Raw genomic sequence first — 12,276 nt, forward strand, 5'->3', positions numbered from 1 at the left:
GGATTTCCATTTCTGCATTGGTTAAATAATATTCCTCCATTTCCATAATCTGCTGAAAAATACGGTCTCCGGTAGCATCGTAAAAATACTTAGAGCGCATAAATTTTGGCTCGGAGTGTAAGCCTGCCAAGGTTTCTTGAAGGAACTGTGTTTTGTTGTCTGTCGCTGTTTCGATAGTGGTGGTGGTCATATCTATACTATTTTACTAATCGGATGCCTGTATATTGCCACCTTAAATGTGGGTGGAAGAAATTTCTATAAGTAATACGCGAGTGATTTTCGGGCGTGGCAATTGATGCACCGCGAAGCACTTTCTGGTTAACCATAAACTTTCCATTGTACTCGCCAATGGCACCCGGTGCTTTACTAAAACCAGGATATGGCAAATAGGCACTTTCGGTCCACTCCCATCGTTCGCCCCAGTTAAAGTGTTTGGCTGCTATCTCCCATTCAAATTCAGTGGGTAAACGCATGCCTTTCCAGCTTGCAAAAGCATAAGCTTCATAATAACTGATGTGGCTTAACGGTGCGGTTAAATCAATAGCTAAAAGGCCAGCTAAAGTATAATTAAACCATTTTCCGCCTATTAAATGCCAATACATTGGTGCATTAATGTTATTGTTTTTCACCCAATCCCATCCTTCAGCATGCCAGAAATTGAAATTTTCATAACCGCCTGCACTAATGAATTCAATAAATTCTGCATTACTCACCAATGTTTTACTGATTGAAAAATCGTGCAGGTAAACCTTATGCCTGTTTAATTCATTATCAAAGCTGAAATCCTTTCCATCATAACCGATCTCATAAACACCTTCAGAAATTTGGATAAAGCCAGGCTCTATTTTACTTATGGTTAAAACTTCTTTTTGGTTCTTTGAATAAGTTGGAAAAAGTGGGTTGTTTCCTAAAATATATTTAATATCGGTAAGTAAAAGTTCCTGGTGCTGCTGCTCATGGTTAAAACCCAAAATCAACAATTCTTCTACTTCATCTTTTAGTGTCGTGGCCAGGAATTTCACCATGGCTTCATCTACATAAGCCCTGTACTGGTAAATCTCATTTACGCTCGGTCTACTTAAATTACCACGATCTGTCCGGATTACGCGGTTACCAACGGTTTCATAATAACTATTAAAAACGAAATTATACTCATCGTTATACACCTGATAATTAACAGAAAACGGCTTTAATATAAAGGTTTCGTAGAACCAGGTGGTATGTCCCAAATGCCACTTCGGTGGACTTACATCCACGATAGGCTGTACTACATAATCTTCTGTTTGCAATGGTTCGCAAATTTGTTCGGAGTATTTCCTGATCTGCAAGTATTCTTCTACCAGTGTCATTAATTTTTATCTAGATAGTTTTTAAGATCTGTGATGGTATTAACATTCAGATCTTTTGATTGTTTTTGCCGCATCATCAAAGCATAAGAATTATTAAAACCTATAGGTTTAAGCCATTTGATATTAAACTTTTTCTCAAATTCGTTGTAGACATAATCATAAGTTTTATCTTTATCGTGCGCCATTTCCTTAGCAATTTTTGGATCCGGTTGCAACAAAACCAATAAACCTGTTCCGGTATATTCGGGATAAAAATCGATCTGATCATTCATCAGTGCATCAAAACAGATTTTTGTTCCACCAAGTCCTGTTTTGGTAGATACCTCATAATCTGTATTTCCTTTAATCAACATGCTGTACATTTCGGCCAGAATATATTGCTCACCAAAAATCTTTGAGCCTATCCTCACTACACCATTATGTCCGTTTTTTGGTGCTTTATACAAACCAGTACTGATGAGGAAATCCTTTGCAACACGTTCCGGTGTTTGGTGGAGGTAATCTGTTCTGTAATTAAGATCGGTCATTACTGAATCAGTTATTTTGCCTGCTAACAGATTTAATGTTTCTTCCAGCTTTGGAAATTGTTTAAAAGCTTCATTCCGAACTATTGGTGCAGCGTAGTAAGGCGGRAAAATGACTTTATCGTCTTTTAAAATTTTCAGATCGAAAGCTTTCAAACGGCCATCAGTAGAATAACCGCTAATCACATCCAATTCTTTTGAAAAAGCGGCCTTGTACATTACCGCATCACTGATTACAATGGTATGGATTTTTAAGCCATAGATAGATTTCAATCCAAGATCGCCGTCTTGCCTGCCCATAAATTCAGGAGTAAATCCGGCGGTTAAGGTAGAACCATAAGCCGATGGAAGTGCATAAAAACCACCTAAAATTAAAATCACAATAGGCAAAATGTACAATGCTTTTCTCAGCTTTTTAAAATCCATTTTCTGTACCAGGGAAAGTAAAGCATCGAGAATAATGGCCAATAGCGCAGCAGGAATAGCCCCAGCTAAGATCATGTTGGTGTTGTTGAGCGAAATGCCCCCAAAAATAAATTCCCCTAATCCACCCGCAGCAATAAAAGAGGCCAATGTGGCTACGCCTACATTGATGACTGTTGCAGTACGGATACCCGCCAATATAACGGGCATAGCCAATGGCAACTCAACCTTTAGCAAAATCTGACTTTTGCTCATGCCCATTGCCCTGGCCGCTTCTTTAACATGCTGATCAATGCCAATAATTCCTGTATAGGTATTGCGGATAATCGGTAACAAGGCATAAATGAGCAGCGCAACAATTGCAGGTTTTGCACCAATCCCTAAAACGGGAATCATAAAACCCAATAAGGCAATACTCGGAACCGTTTGCAATACGCCGGCAATCCCTAAAACCGTTCCAGAAAGTTTTCTTTTTCTGGCAATCAATATGCCTAATGGTAAGCCAATGGCAATGGCAAAAAGTAAGGAAATAAAGGTTAAACCAACATGTTGCAGGGTTTGAGCAAACAATTTATCAGATTGCTCATGCATAAACTGCCATAAAGTTTGCTGATGCTCATTCATGTACCTGCGCGTTTTGAAATTGGTTAAATCCTTTGGTTAACTGTTCGAAATTAATGGCTTTGCTTTCTTTATTGGCACCAGAAACAAGAAGTTCACTCCGATCAGAACTCCGCAACAACTCCATCGCATCCCATATATTCATATCAGTAGAAAGGCTTTTCCCATCTTGTAGTGTCCCTTTAGGTAAATAAGGCCAAATATCCTGTATTTTAACTACTTTAAATTCGAGGGCTAACCTTTGTCCGGCTAAAAATTTCCTTGCAAAATCATTTACCGGTTGATAAAGTAATTCTTTGGGTGTTCCGATCTGGATGATTTTCCCCTTATCCATTAAACAAATGCGATCTGCCAATTCAAAAGCTTCCTGAACATCATGCGTAACCATTACAATGGTTTTCCTTTTTAGTTCTTCTAATCCCTTAAATTCTTTTTGGATACTGGTTCGGGTAACGTTGTCTAAAGCGCCAAAAGGTTCGTCCATTAACAATACAGAAGGGTCTGTAACCAAAGCACGGGCAAGGCCTACACGCTGCTGTTGCCCACCACTAAGCTCATGTGGAAACATCAACAGGCTATTTTCAGGAAGATGGAGTTTTTTGATCAGCTCCTGCGTTCGGACTTTAATTTTTTCTTTATCCCATTTTAAAAGCTTCGGCACAACGGCAATATTCTCAGCGACGGTATAGTGTGGAAAAAGCCCAATGTTCTGCATCACATAACCAATCCCCCTTCGTAAAACATCAGGATCTTGATTGGTTATATTTTCGCCATTGATAAAAACCTGACCTGCATCGGGCTCAATTAACCGGTTGATCATTTTTAGCGTGGTGGTTTTACCACAGCCACTTGTGCCCAACAATACCAGCGTTTCCTTTTCTTCTACCTTAAAAGAGGCTTTATTTACCGCTAAGGTATCTCCAAATTCCTTACTTATCTCTTTTAATTGGATCATACTTAGTTATCGATTTTCATAAATAGATTATTTAACGATTCGGAATATGTAGGGTGTGCGAATACACAATATCTGATCCTATCGTAAGTAATCCCGCCTTCCATCGCCATTTGAAGAACAGACATGATTTCTCCGCCTTCTGAGGCCAGGATAGCAGCTCCCAGTATCTTTTTACTATCAGCATCTACAATTGCTTTCATCAGCCCTAAAGTTTCATTTGTTTCAATACCCCGTGCAACATTCGACATCGGTAGAACGGCAACTTTATAATTCAATTTCTTTTCTTTTGCTTCTTTTTCAGAAATACCTATCCGCCCAAGTTGAGGGTCGGTAAACATGCAATATGGCACCGGCCGATCGTGAATAGCATAATTTGTGCCCTCCATTAGGTTCCGGTAAACAATGGTATAATCGTTATAAGCAATATGTGTAAATGAAGGGCCACCTTTTACATCACCGAGTGCATAAATCCCTTTAATATTGGTTTCGAGTTTTTCATTGACAAGAATATGCCCTTTGTCATCCAATTTTACGCCACAGTTTCCAAGATCTAAATCTGCAGTCTGAGGCGTACGGCCTGCGGCTACCAACACATGGCTCGTAGTTATTTCTTTTTTTATTTTCCCAGACTCCAGCGTAATGCTAATCTGTTTTTTATCCTGCGCTATTTTCTTGATTTTAACATCAGTGATCAGTTCGATGTTTTCGTCGGTTAAAATTTCAGTAAGTGCTAATGAGATATCCTGATCTTCTCTCGCTAATATGCCTGATGATTTTTCCAAAACGGTTACTTTACTGCCAAATCGATTAAACATTTGTCCAAACTCAAGCCCGATGTAATTTCCGCCAATAACCACCAGGTGTTCTGGAACAGTTTTAAGATCWAAAATTGTTGTCGATGTAAGATAATTAATTTCATCTAATCCTTCAATATCCGGTATGGTAGTTTTTGCACCAGTGTTGATAAAAATCCATTCGGCAGTTACTTTTTCTTCACCGCCATCGTTGAGTGCAATAGACAGTTCTTTTTCACTACTAAATCTTGCTGTTCCAAATATAAGCTCAAGTCCTTTGGTATTTTTAAGGCCTTTTTCAGATGATGACCTGAACTGGTTTACGATATCGTCCTTGCGTTGCTTTATCTTTCTAAAATCAATTTTGATCGCTCCAACTTCTATGCCCAGTTCAGTTGCTCTTCTGGCTTGATACACTGCCCTTGCAGAAGCGATCATTGCTTTTGTTGGTGTACAACCATCATTAATACATGTACCGCCAACATATCTTTTTTCAACAATCGCTGTTTTTTTGCCTGCTTCGGCAAGTCTTTTGGCCAAAGGCGTTCCTGCCTGACCTGCGCCTATGATTATTGCGTCGTAGTGTTTCATCGATTTCCAGATTAATAGAATTTGTTTTGTCCTGAAAGATATAACCTAAATACGAGTCCAATGTTTGGTCAATATTGATTTATACTATGTTCAATTGAGACATTACAAGTTCGAATAAAAAAGTTACAAACTATATTCCAAAATCGACGTTAGATAATTGTAGACATTTAATTGACAAACATAAACCGCAGCCTTATATGCAAACTCAAACAACAGAAAACACGAACCTTACCGTTTTTATCCAGGATGATTCTTCAATTGAAGATAAAAGAGATATTTTATTGAACAGTTTGTTAGACGATCTGAACAGTCAAACAGAGTCTTTTAATTAGTGTAATTGATTATGTCAATTTAATTGAGGAGGTTTAGCTTCATCACCCTGAACGGAGCATTAGCGAGCTCACCGAAGGTAATTCATTTCAGGGTCTTTATAGCAAGAAAGATGCTGAACCGAGTTCAGCATGACGATTACGATTAATCGCAAAAGAAAAGGGCAAACAAATTCATGTTTACCCCTTTCAATCTAAATTAACGCTCTCGCGACAAAAGTATAAATTCTTCTTAAACCTGTATGTAACAAATTTATTTACATTAAAGTTAATGTACAATGATCTTTGCCCGGCGAAGATTATCTGTAGTCTGCAAAATTTTATCCTTTAATTTTGGGTTGTAGTTAGGATGTGATTTCAAGAAATCCTGCACAACTGCATTAGCTTTTTCATTGTTATAACTCGAAAATATAGCCGCCAACCATGATTGTGGAAAAAATATATCCCCTGTTTTCTGTATTTCTACCAATAAATCTAAACTTTCTTTCAGATAATGGATAGATGTTTTTTGCCTAATGGGGTGATGTAAATAAGATAAAGCCGTAGTTACCCAGGCTTCTTTCTGGCGGTTTTTCCGGTCTATTAAGCCGTTAAAAAAAATATCTCTTTCCTTAACATCTAAAGATAAGGCAGGCATTAAATAAATAAGCCGGTTTTTACGATCTTCATTTTTGGTCCGTGCCAACTGATCTTTTAAGATCGTATTTGCAGTATCTGTTTTAAGGGCTAGCGTTAAAGCTAACGCGCTATAATCATCTTCTAACAATTTAATTCCATTTGGTGCGGTTTGTTTGAGCCAGATATTATACATGCGTTTTCCAGCATCAGCACTCAGATATACATTCTGATAAGCATTGAACAAAATCTTCTTATTATTTTGCGTTTGCTGTTGCTCCATTGCATTCCATATTGTTTTCTCCATACTTTCATACATCGCATTCCGTGCTTCAGCAGTAAGAAAAGTCCAGTAAATATTGGTTAGGTATCCCGTAATTAATCTAAGGTTCATCTCGTTTTTCTCAACCGATAATCCTTGTAAAAACACAGCCAAAAGTTCTTTAGGCTTAGTGCTTTTGCCCGAAAGCATATTTTCGTAGGCATTGATATAGGCTGATGCCCGTTCTAACGGGTCAGCAAGATCATAAAGATTTGCCATCATCTCTTTATCAATCGGAAAAAGGCCATATCCCGCACCGTTTGCATTAAATAAAATATACTGTGGTTTTGGAAGACCTTTTGCTTCAATTAAATCTGCTTTAGCATTTTTAGCATTTACAACCAAAATCTTATGCTCCGATGGGTAAACCAGCTTAACCGTAAAAGATTGCGGCCATACCCGTGGCTGCCCCATCTCACTGCTTTGGTTTAAGCTTAAATCGCTAATTTTATCTCCTTTGTATTTAATTTCATAACTAAAAACCGGCCTACCAGGTTCATTTACCCAAACTTTGTTCCAACTATGGAGATCACTTTTGCTATATTTACTTAAAATGGCAATCAAATCATTCCATGTAGCGTTGCTATAACTGTACTTTTTCAGATACTCCCTTATACCCTGTTGAAAATTCTGTTTTCCCATCAATAATTCCAATTGACGCATCATAATTGGTGCTTTATGGTAAATTATATTTCCATACATTGATCCTGCTTCTTGTAAATTATCCAATTGCTGGCGAATGGGATTGGCGCCCAGTGTTCTATCTACCCCGTAAGCTGCCGGATAATGGTCTTGTAAAAACTTAAGGTCGAAAGTACTTTTACCCATTAACTTTTCAGTTACCTTATCGGCCATAAAATTGGCAAAAACCTCTTTCATCCAAACATCGTTAAACCATTTCATGGTTACCAGATCGCCAAACCACATGTGTGCGGTTTCATGCGAAATCAGATTAGAACGCGAAATGAACTGATCCTTGGTTGCACCTTGATCTAAAAACAATGCTGATGCTTTATATTGTACCTCCCCAGGATGTTCCATACCGCCAAACTGGAAATCTGGAATACTAACAAAACCCACTTTTTGAAAAGGATATTTTATCGCTGTCCAGTCTTCCAAAAAATCGATGGCATCGCGATGTGCTACAAAAACAGAATCCACACTGAGCTTAATTTTGGCTGAATCAGTTTCGCGGTGCAAAAATTCCATTTTATTATTTTTCATTTCCCTATTTATCAAGGTATATTTACCCGCAGTGAAGGAAAATAAATAAGTGGGTAATTTATCCGAATTATTGAAATGATAGGTAGTAGAATTCCCTTGCACAACTGAATCTTTTTTAACGGCGTTAGCCATTATTTTCCAATCAGTTGGAACAGTTAACGAAAGTAAAAATTTAGCTTTTAAATCGGGTTGATCAAAGCACGGGAATACCGTTCTGGCATGATCAGGAACAAAGAGCGCATACAAAAAGTCTTTGTTTCGGTTTAATGATTCGTTACCCGCAATAAATCCGATCTCGATATGGTTAGCACCTATTTTTAAATACTCTTGTTTTACTAAGATATGTTCTGCTTTAAAATCAATCGGTATCGTTTTGCCATTAACCGATACTCGTTTTATATGCTGTGCATTCTGCTTAAAGTCGATCTGCAGATGAATTAACTTATTTAACTTAAAATCAATATTTTCAGTTGATTGAATTGGCGCTGTTTGTTCTGTTGGAATGGTAAAGTGAAGTTTATATTGAATATTACTTACGGCTGCACTTCTGGAACTTGCTAATGCAAGAGAAACTCCAGGCTCAACGGCTATGGGATTAGTAACCTCTTGTGCAAAACAACTAGCGCTTAATAGTAATAAAAGGCAAAGATATTTCGTAATTGTAGTCATTTAATAAAGATTTATTCTCCGTTAATCATCTGTAAAATGGTTCCGTAACTCATCCAAACCATGGTTAATACCACAGCTAAACCCGTTAGCGTTAGCCAAAGCGGTTGTTTGTAATTTGCGATAATTTTAGTTCTATAGGCCGCAATAAGCATAATCCCCAGGGCAATTGGCAGAATAAAACCATTAATAGCGCCTACAGTGAGTAATATTTTAACTGGTTTACCGATTAGGATAAAAATAACACAAGAGATAGATATAAAGGCAATGATAATCTCTCTATTAAACTTTAATATCAACGGATGAAAACTCTTAATAAATGAAATGGAGGTATAGGCGGAGCCCACAACTGAAGAAATTCCCGCAGCCCATATTACCAYACCAAAAATCTTATATCCGATTTCGCCGCTGGCCAATTTAAAAACCGAAGCAGCTGGATTGGATGGATCTAAGGTAAAACCTTTGCTTACCACCCCTAAAGCTGCAATAAACAACAACAAACGCATAATAGAGGCCAATCCAATGGCACTTAATGCCCCTTTATTTACAGCACCTAAATTATGGATCCCAGTTTGCCTGGCATCCAATAAACGGTGAGCACCCGAAAAGGTGATATAACCACCCACTGTTCCACCAACTATGGTTAATACTGCCGTAAAACTAAACTGCGTAGGATTTACTGCCCTTAATGCAGCTTCTGCCAATGGTGGCGAACTGGTGTAAGCGATAATTAAGGCAAGTACAATTTTAATCAGCCCCATGGTTTTGGCAAAAACATCCATTGCCTTGCCTGCTTCTTTGTAAATAAAGATACCTATTGCCATAATTGCGCTTATTACAGCACCCTGTCCTACACTAATGCCGAATAATACATTGAGTCCTAAGCCAGCGCCGGCAATATTACCAATATTAAAAGCCAAGCCACCTAAAAAAACCAGGAAAGAAATAAAGTATCCCAAACCTGGAAATACCTTATTGGCTATATCTTGAGCAGGTTTATCGGCAACAGCAATAATCCGCCAGATGTTTAACTGTGCAATGGCATCTAATATGATGGACAGTAATATCACAAACGCAAAACTTGCGCCTAATTGCTGGGTAAAAACTGCGGTTTGTGTTAAAAATCCAGGGCCAATGGCTGATGAAGCCATTAAAAAAGCTGCCCCTAAAAGTACACTCCAATTGTATTTTGGCTTCATATAGTTGGGACTTTAATAGCTATGCCTTCTTTTTTTAACCTTTCGGCTATTAATTTAGCAAAAGCAACAGCGTGTTCACCATCGCCATGCAAACAAACCGTTTCGGCCTTAACCGCAATGCGATTTCCATTTACACTATTTACTTCCTGGTTTAAAGCAAATCCCAGTACCTGATTGATGGCATCTTCTTCATTCGTAATTAAAGCATTGTCTGCTGACCGAGGGGTAAGTAAACCATCATCCTGATAACTGCGATCGGCAAAAACTTCTGATGCGGTTACAATCCCCTTTTTTTCAGCTTCATCGATCATCTTACTTCCTGCTAAAGCATATAAGATCAGACCAGGGTCGAAATCGTAAACGGCCTGTACAATGGCTTTTGCCAAAGCGGTATCCTTTGCAGCCATATTATACAATGCGCCATGTGCTTTAACATGATGCAATTTACTACCTGCAGCTTTGACAAAACCGCTTAATGCACCCATTTGATATAAAGTAAGCTGATAAGCCTCATTTGGGGTAATCTTCATTTCTCTACGACCAAAGCCCTGCAGATCGGGCAAACCAGGGTGCGCACCAATGGCCACTCCTTTTTTTAAGGCTAAAGCTACAGTTTGCTGCATTACAGCCGGATCGCCGGCATGGAAACCACAGGCAATATTTGCCGATGAAATATAATCCATCAGTTTTTCATCATTGGGCATGGTATAATTCCCAAATGCTTCTCCCATGTCGCAATTAAGATCGATCATTTTCATGTTTTAATATATTTAAGGCCTATTGCCATGGTAATCAACGATAAATCGTGTTCACGTTCAAGGTAAAGTGCTTCTGCTTCATCTCTCGAAATTTCAGAAAAATGAATAGTATCGCCGGGTTTTAACTGGGCACATAAAGGTAAATCGACCGCTGCAACGTGGGCGATATGTGGGTAACCACCTGTTGTTTGGCAGTCGGCCATGAGTATCACCAAATCGCCACTTCCAGTTACCTGGATAACGCCAGGGGTTACTGCCGTGCTGAGCAATTCCTTTTTAACTTTCCTCACCAATGGCTTTCCAGATAAATGATACCCCATACGATTACTCCTTCTATCGATGGTATAAGAATTGGTTAAAAATGAAATAATGGATGTTGCGTCAAACCAGCTGATTTCATTGGCAAGTACAACTCTAATGCTTTGTCTATTCTCTGGCAGTAAGCTTTCGCGCGAAATGCGCCAATTTGGATAGGTTAACGATCTTTCAATCAAATGATTCAATATTCCATTTGATACATCGCTAAGTAAAGCACCGCCGATCAAAACATCTGCCTTTTGCAATGCCCTTCCCTTAAAGCCCCCAAAAGCAGCAGTAAGATAGGTACTTTTACTTTCCATTAGATCAGGCACATTCCATCCACCCGCAATAGCCAAATAGGTACGCAGCCCAATTGCATTATGGATCAGCTTTATAACGGAACCTGCCGGAAAAAACAATGGCTTTTCTGCAGGCATTAATTCATTATTGTAAACTAAGGTTGCACCATCGCCAGAATAAGAAATTAGAACAGGTGTTTCAGCTTTAAATGAAGCATCGGCATAGGTAAACTCAATGGTAGCATTATTATCATCGTTACCAACTGCTTTATTCGCTAACCGGTGGGCCAGCTCATCCATGGCGCCCGATATAGGTACAGCTTGCGAAAGATATCGGTATCGTCCCATATCCTGAATGGTACTTAATGAACCTGGCTTAATGATGCTGATTTTCATACTCATATTTCAGCATAAGCATTAAACTCCTTTATACCAATGGCTTTAAAAGTAACCATATCCCCTCCCTTTAAAAGTGATGGCTGTAAGCGGTTTACATCAAACATCTTTAATGGTGTTCTTCCAATAATCTGCCATCCGCCAGGTGTCTCCATAGGATAAATACCGGTCTGATTGCCTGCAATCCCTACAGATCCAGTGGGTATTTTAGCATTGGGAATCTCTTTTCTAGGGGTTGATAATCTGGCATCCATTCCGCCCATATAGGCGAAACCCGGCACAAAGCCGATCATGAAAACCGTATATTGCCCGGCAGTATGTATATCAATTACCTCAGTTTCGCTAAGCCTGTTTGTGCGGGCTACCGTTGAAAGATCCTGTCCGAAATCGCCACCATAACATACAGGAATAATCAATTTATCAGGTATTTTGCTTGATTTTTCTCTTTTTGTTTGAGCAATTTTATTTAAATGTGCTGATACCTTTTCGAAACAAACCTGACCCGGAAGATCTGATAACATCACACTTAAGGGATCAAAAAAAACAGTTAATGTAGTATAAGCCGGAACTGTGGTTATTAAACCAGAAAAAGGGTTTTGCAACAACAATTGATTAAAATCGGTGATCAGGGCCAGCAAATCGTGATCGATTGCTGTTCCGAATCCTATAGTAACCGATTTTTCACTCAACCCGTAAATTTTTATGGGAATGTTTGCTCCAAAATACCCTACCTGCTCAGTCATACAAAAACAGTAAGATTTAATAATAAGTGTTCTTCATAAAACGGACCAAACAACTAAACTGCTGCTATAAAAATGACTATATAATATCAAAATCACAAGTTTTGTGAATAATCGTAGCTAACTGTGCGCAAAAAACAATAAAGAAGTATTTTTAAATGGCTATACGGG

At 38.6% G+C, this 12,276-nt stretch carries 11 protein-coding genes; 1 reads left to right on the plus strand and 10 read right to left on the minus strand.

Annotation, left to right across the window (positions count from 1 at the left end; translation table 11 throughout):
- The 5 genes from AC1DND_RS06265 to AC1DND_RS06285 form a co-directional block, all read right to left on the minus strand.
- The coding region (locus tag AC1DND_RS06265; protein ID WP_477579991.1) for an L-histidine N(alpha)-methyltransferase at positions 1-190 on the minus strand (190 nt) is incomplete at its 3' end.
- A gap of 7 nt (positions 191-197) precedes the next feature.
- Complete coding sequence (gene egtB / locus AC1DND_RS06270; protein WP_477579992.1) at positions 198-1,349, minus strand: ergothioneine biosynthesis protein EgtB; 1,152 nt, start codon at positions 1,347-1,349, stop codon at positions 198-200.
- Positions 1,349-2,920, minus strand: coding sequence for an ABC transporter permease/substrate-binding protein (locus AC1DND_RS06275; RefSeq protein ID WP_477579994.1), 1,572 nt, complete (start codon positions 2,918-2,920; stop codon positions 1,349-1,351). The genes egtB and AC1DND_RS06275 overlap by 1 nt, the downstream gene beginning before the upstream one ends.
- Positions 2,913-3,872 carry an ABC transporter ATP-binding protein gene (locus AC1DND_RS06280; RefSeq protein WP_477579996.1) on the minus strand — a complete coding sequence of 320 codons (960 nt, stop codon included), beginning with the start codon at positions 3,870-3,872 and terminating at the stop codon, positions 2,913-2,915. Before AC1DND_RS06280 ends, AC1DND_RS06275 begins: the two co-directional genes overlap by 8 nt.
- A gap of 2 nt (positions 3,873-3,874) precedes the next feature.
- Positions 3,875-5,257, minus strand: a complete 1,383-nt coding sequence (locus AC1DND_RS06285; RefSeq protein ID WP_477579998.1) for a mercuric reductase — start codon at positions 5,255-5,257, stop codon at positions 3,875-3,877.
- 197 nt (positions 5,258-5,454) lie between these two features.
- Between AC1DND_RS06285 and AC1DND_RS06290 the strand changes: the two genes are divergently transcribed.
- Complete coding sequence (locus AC1DND_RS06290; protein WP_262711985.1) at positions 5,455-5,589, plus strand: hypothetical protein; 135 nt, start codon at positions 5,455-5,457, stop codon at positions 5,587-5,589.
- A 265-nt stretch (positions 5,590-5,854) separates the two neighbouring features.
- Here the strand turns inward: AC1DND_RS06290 and AC1DND_RS06295 are convergent, their stop codons facing one another.
- Genes AC1DND_RS06295 through pxpB form a run of 5 tightly spaced genes read right to left on the minus strand, consistent with a single transcriptional unit; the run spans position 5,855 to position 12,108 of the window.
- Positions 5,855-8,416 (minus strand): M1 family aminopeptidase, encoded by a 2,562-nt coding sequence (locus AC1DND_RS06295; RefSeq protein WP_477580000.1) that lies wholly within the window; start codon positions 8,414-8,416, stop codon positions 5,855-5,857.
- Positions 8,417-8,427: 11 nt separating this feature from the next.
- Positions 8,428-9,612 carry an NRAMP family divalent metal transporter gene (locus AC1DND_RS06300; RefSeq protein WP_477580002.1) on the minus strand — a complete coding sequence of 395 codons (1,185 nt, stop codon included), beginning with the start codon at positions 9,610-9,612 and terminating at the stop codon, positions 8,428-8,430.
- Entirely contained in the window at positions 9,609-10,364 is a 756-nt protein-coding gene (locus tag AC1DND_RS06305) for a 5-oxoprolinase subunit PxpA (RefSeq protein WP_477580004.1), read from the minus strand. The genes AC1DND_RS06300 and AC1DND_RS06305 overlap by 4 nt, the downstream gene beginning before the upstream one ends.
- A gap of 2 nt (positions 10,365-10,366) precedes the next feature.
- Positions 10,367-11,365, minus strand: coding sequence for a 5-oxoprolinase subunit C family protein (locus AC1DND_RS06310; protein ID WP_477580006.1), 999 nt, complete (start codon positions 11,363-11,365; stop codon positions 10,367-10,369).
- 2 nt (positions 11,366-11,367) lie between these two features.
- Positions 11,368-12,108, minus strand: a complete 741-nt coding sequence (pxpB, locus tag AC1DND_RS06315; protein WP_477580008.1) for a 5-oxoprolinase subunit PxpB — start codon at positions 12,106-12,108, stop codon at positions 11,368-11,370.
- Positions 12,109-12,276: the final 168 nt, after the last annotated feature.

It is taken from the genome of Pedobacter sp. 01N416 (assembly GCF_056399685.1).

What these genes read in the sequence shown, in the direction of transcription:
- egtB (WP_477579992.1), bottom strand. Translation starts at nt 1,349, where the DNA reads ATGACACTGGTAGAAGAATACTTGCAGATCAGGAAATACTCCGAACAA.
- AC1DND_RS06280 (WP_477579996.1), bottom strand. Translation starts at nt 3,872, where the DNA reads ATGATCCAATTAAAAGAGATAAGTAAGGAATTTGGAGATACCTTAGCG.
- AC1DND_RS06290 (WP_262711985.1), top strand. Translation starts at nt 5,455, where the DNA reads ATGCAAACTCAAACAACAGAAAACACGAACCTTACCGTTTTTATCCAG.
- AC1DND_RS06295 (WP_477580000.1), bottom strand. Translation starts at nt 8,416, where the DNA reads ATGACTACAATTACGAAATATCTTTGCCTTTTATTACTATTAAGCGCT.
- AC1DND_RS06305 (WP_477580004.1), bottom strand. Translation starts at nt 10,364, where the DNA reads ATGATCGATCTTAATTGCGACATGGGAGAAGCATTTGGGAATTATACC.
- AC1DND_RS06310 (WP_477580006.1), bottom strand. Translation starts at nt 11,365, where the DNA reads ATGAAAATCAGCATCATTAAGCCAGGTTCATTAAGTACCATTCAGGAT.
- pxpB (WP_477580008.1), bottom strand. Translation starts at nt 12,108, where the DNA reads ATGACTGAGCAGGTAGGGTATTTTGGAGCAAACATTCCCATAAAAATT.